4 protein-coding genes are annotated in these 4352 nt (G+C 76.3%); all 4 read right to left on the bottom strand.

Annotated features, from left to right (window positions below; genetic code table 11):
• Positions 1–1004, bottom strand: a 1004-nt coding sequence (locus FA014_RS18355) for a GGDEF domain-containing protein (protein WP_195969368.1), incomplete at its 3' end; no start/stop codon positions are given.
• Between the two features lie 121 nt (positions 1005–1125).
• On the bottom strand, positions 1126–1740 hold the full coding sequence (locus FA014_RS18350) for an NUDIX domain-containing protein (protein ID WP_154731059.1): 615 nt from the start codon (positions 1738–1740) through the stop codon (positions 1126–1128).
• Complete coding sequence (locus tag FA014_RS18345) at positions 1737–3431, bottom strand: CTP synthase (protein WP_154731058.1); 1695 nt, start codon at positions 3429–3431, stop codon at positions 1737–1739. The genes FA014_RS18350 and FA014_RS18345 overlap by 4 nt, the downstream gene beginning before the upstream one ends.
• A 78-nt stretch (positions 3432–3509) precedes the next feature.
• A partial coding sequence (locus tag FA014_RS18340; RefSeq protein WP_154731057.1) for a glycosyltransferase family 4 protein occupies positions 3510–4352 on the bottom strand: 843 nt, incomplete at its 5' end.

Below are 4352 nucleotides of genomic sequence, written 5' to 3'. Positions count from 1 at the left end.
ACCGCATCGGCGTACTCGTCGCCCGCCAGCACGTCCCGGACCCGCCGACCCGACAGGCCCACCTGCTCGGCGACCCGTGCGAGCTCGTCGGCGCGGGCCAGGGCCTCGCGCACCGGCTCGTCGCCGGCGGCCTGCGCCACGCCGTGGCTCCACGTCGGGTCGCCGGCGACGTGCCGCCGCCCGGCAGCGGCCACCCAGTCCTCCGCGGCCGCCGCGTCCCGGCCGGCGAGCACCACCGCGAACTCGTCGCCGCCGATCCGCCCGATCAGGTCGCCCGTGCCGAGCCCGTCGCGCCAGCCGTGCACCAGGCGGACCAGCACCTGGTCGCCGGCGGCGTGCCCCAGGGTGTCGTTGACCACCTTGAAGTCGTCGACGTCCAGGCAGACCACCGACGCCGGCCGGCCCCGCCGCGCCGCGTCGTGCAGCAGCAGGGCGGCGCGCTCGTCGAACGCCGCGCGGGTCAGCGCCCCCGTCAGGTCGTCGGTCGTGGCCAGCAGCCGCAGGCGCTGGAGCAGGTACGTGACCAGGCCGCTCATCACCACCGTGGTCACCGCGAGGACGAGCCAGGTGACGGGGCGGAACGGCACCGGGGAGGCGAGCATCGCCAGCCCCAGGACGACGACGACGAGCTCGAGCACCCGGCGCACCGTGCGCGGGTCGCCGAGCAGCGCCGCGGCCTGGCCGGCGACCACGAGGCCGAGGCTCGTGGTGACGACCCCCGCGAGCGTCTGGCAGCTCGCGACGAGCGCGCCGCCGATGCCGACGGCGGCGACCAGCGCCGCGAGCGGGGCGCGCGGCCGGTGCCGCAGCAGCAGCAGGGTCGCGGCCAGCAGGGCCAGCGCCGCCGACCCGCCGTACCAGACCTCGACCAGCGTCAGCCGCGAGGGGGGCCAGACGGCGCTGACCAGGCAGAGCACGGCGCACAGGAGAAGGGCGCCGGCGGTGTGCGAGGCCGCGAGGAACAGACGTGCGCCGTCGGTCGGGGGGCGGGTCGGCGCGCGCACGCCCCACCCCATCGGCGGCGCCCGGCGTCACCTGACCGGTGGGCCCGGGGACCACCCGTCCGGGCGAACGGACCGGCGCCGGGCGGCGGGGTCGTGCCCGCCCGCCCGGTGCCGGGCCGTGTCAGCCGACCGGGCGCAGGGTCCGCCAGCCGCGGTCCCGGGAGGCCGCGGCGGCGAGGATGCCGACGGCGCCGCTGGGGCTGCGCAGGCGGCCGGCCAGCACCGCCTCGACGGCGTCGTCCAGGGGCACCCACAGGGGCACCATGCCGGCCTCCTCGTCCTCGCGGGCGAACCGCTCGGCCTCGGGGACCTCGGACAGCCCGCGGGCCAGGTACACGAGGATGTGCTCGTTCGACCCGCCCGGGGAGTTCGCGAACTCGGCGAGCAGGTGCCAGTCCTCCGCGCGGAGGTCGGCCTCCTCCCCCAGCTCGCGGGCGGCGGTGACGTGCGGCGGCTCGCCGTCGACGTCCCGCAGCCCGGCGGGCGGCTCCCAGAGCTCGGCGCGGACCGGGTGCCGGTACTGCTGCAGCAGCAGCACGCGGTCGTCCTCGTCGAGCGCGATCACCGCGACGGCGCCCGGGTGGTCGACGAACTCCCGGACGACCTGCGAGTCGCCCAGGTCCACGGTCTCCGAGACGAGGTCCCAGATCTTGCCGTGGTGCAGGTCCGTGTGCTCGAGCACGGGCCGCACGGCGGGCCGGTCGGCCGGCCCGCCGTGCGGGTCCCCGGCCGTCACGCCCGGGCCCTCGCCTTCGGGGAGGCCGTCGCGCCCCGGGCGTCCAGGGCGGCCCGGATGAGGCCGGCGAACAGCGGGTGCGACCGCGTGGGCCGCGACTTGAACTCCGGGTGCGCCTGGGTCGAGACGTAGTACGGGTGCACCTCGCGCGGCAGCTCCACGAACTCCACGAGCGACGAGTCCGGGGAGACGCCGGAGATGACCAGGCCGGCCTCCTCCAGCTTGTCGCGGTACGCGTTGTTGACCTCGTACCGGTGCCGGTGCCGCTCGGTGACGCGGGTCGAGCCGTACGCCTCGGCGACGACCGAGCCCTCGGCCAGGACGGCCTCGTACGAGCCGAGCCGCATGGTGCCGCCGAGGTCGCCCTCGCCGCCGACGATCGCCAGCTGCTCCGCCATGGTCGCGACGACCGGGTGCGCCGGGTCGGCGTCGAACTCCGACGACGACGCGCCGGCCAGGCCGAGCACGTTCCGCGCGTACTCGATGACCATCGTCTGCAGGCCGAGGCAGATGCCGAGCGTCGGCACCTTGCTCTCCCGGGCCCAGCGCAGGGCGCCGAGCTTGCCCTCGATGCCGCGCACGCCGAACCCGCCCGGGACCAGGACCGCGTCCACGCCGCCGAGCGCGCGCTGGGCGCCCTCGGGGGTCTGGCAGTCGTCCGAGGGGACCCAGCGGATCTTCACCTTGGCGTCGTTGTGGAAGCCGCCGGCGCGCAGCGCCTCGGTCACCGACAGGTAGGCGTCCGGCAGGTCGATGTACTTGCCGACCAGCGCCACCTCGACGTGGTGCGCGGGCTGGTGCACGCGCTGCAGCAGCTCGTCCCAGCCGCTCCAGTCGACGTCGCGGAACTGCATGCCGAGCCGCTGCACCACGTAGGCGTCCAGGCCCTCGGCGTGGATGACCCGGGGGATGTCGTAGATGCTCGGGGCGTCCACGCAGGAGATGACGCCCTGGGTGTCGACGTCGCACATCAGGGCGATCTTGGCCTTGATCGACTGCGGGATCTCCCGGTCCGAGCGCAGCACGATCGCGTCGGGCTGGATGCCGATGCTGCGCAGCGCGGCGACGGAGTGCTGGGTCGGCTTGGTCTTCAGCTCGCCCGAGGGACCGATGTACGGCACCAGCGACACGTGCAGGAAGAACACGTTGTCCCGGCCGAGCTCGTGGCGGACCTGGCGGGCCGCCTCGAGGAACGGCTGCGACTCGATGTCGCCGACCGTGCCGCCGATCTCCGTGATGATGAGGTCGACGTCGTCGGCGGCCTGCGACCGCATGCGCGCCTTGATCTCGTCGGTGATGTGCGGGATGACCTGGACGGTGTCGCCGAGGTACTCGCCGCGCCGCTCCTTCGCGATCACGTGCGAGTAGACCTGGCCGGTCGTCACGTTCGCGGAGCCGACCAGGTCGACGTCGAGGAACCGCTCGTAGTGACCGACGTCGAGGTCCGTCTCGGCCCCGTCCTCGGTGACGAAGACCTCGCCGTGCTGGAACGGGTTCATCGTCCCGGGGTCGACGTTGAGGTAGGGGTCGAGCTTCTGCATCGTGACCCGCAGGCCGCGGGAGCGGAGAAGTCGTCCCAGGCTGGAGGCGGTCAGGCCCTTGCCCAGTGAGGAGGCGACGCCTCCCGTGACGAAGATGTGCCGGGTCGTGGAGTCCGACCGCCCGGAGAGTCGATTTGCGCGCTCTGCCACGGGATTCCAGTGTACCCGAGACGCGCCGCCCCCGTGCGCCCCACGCCGGTGACCCCCGACACGGGCCCGCCGGCCCGGTCAGCGGGTGTAGGCGGCGTCCAGCTGGGTCAGGACGTCGGCGACCGCGGGGAGCGTCGCCGCGCGGGCGCGGGCCGCGTCGCGCAGCGCCGACCGGCGCGCGTCGTCGGCCAGCACCCCGGTCAGCGCCGCCGCGAACGCCGCGGCGTCCCCCACGGGCACCAGCACCGCGGCGTCTCCGGTGACCTCGCGGGTGCCCCCCGCGTCCGTGACGACCAGCGCCGCGCCCAGGGCCAGGGCCTCCTGCACCGCCAGCGGCTGCCCCTCCCAGACGGCGGTCGACGCGACGACGTCCGCGGCGGCCAGCAGGTCGGCGACGTCCTCACGCCGGCCCAGCAGGTCGACGGGGGCCTGGGCCTGCGCCGCCCGCGCCCGCAGGTCGGCCAGCAGGGGCCCGTCTCCCGCGACGACCCAGCGCAGGGCGGGCCGGGACCCGGCGGCCGCAGCAGCGGCCGCCACGAGGGTGTCCAGGCCCTTCTGCGGGGCCAGCCGGGCCACGGTCACCACGAGGTCCTCGCCGGGCGCGACCCCGAGGGCCGCGCGGACCGCGTCCCGGTCGTGCTCCGGGGCACGGCGCGCGGGCGCCGGCACGAGGGCCCGCTCGGCGTGGCGGGCGCCCTGCGCGCGCGCCAGGTCCACCAGGTCGCCGGAGACGCCGAGCACCACGTCGGCGCCGCGGGCGACCACCCGGCCGAGCACGGCCGACACGGCCCGGACCGCCCGGCCGCCGACGGGCAGGTTGTGCAGCGTGACGACGACCCGCGGGCGCCGGCCGCCCACGGGCTGCGCGCCGGCGCGCTGGCGGTCCTCGCGGTCCGGGCCGCCCCCCACCGGGGAGGCCGG

This window comes from Cellulomonas hominis (assembly GCF_005239125.1).
Taxonomy (GTDB): Bacteria; Actinomycetota; Actinomycetes; order Actinomycetales; family Cellulomonadaceae; genus Cellulomonas; species Cellulomonas hominis_A.
The sequence above is the reverse complement of the archived record's forward strand: the minus strand, read 5'-3'. Positions and strand labels throughout refer to the sequence as shown.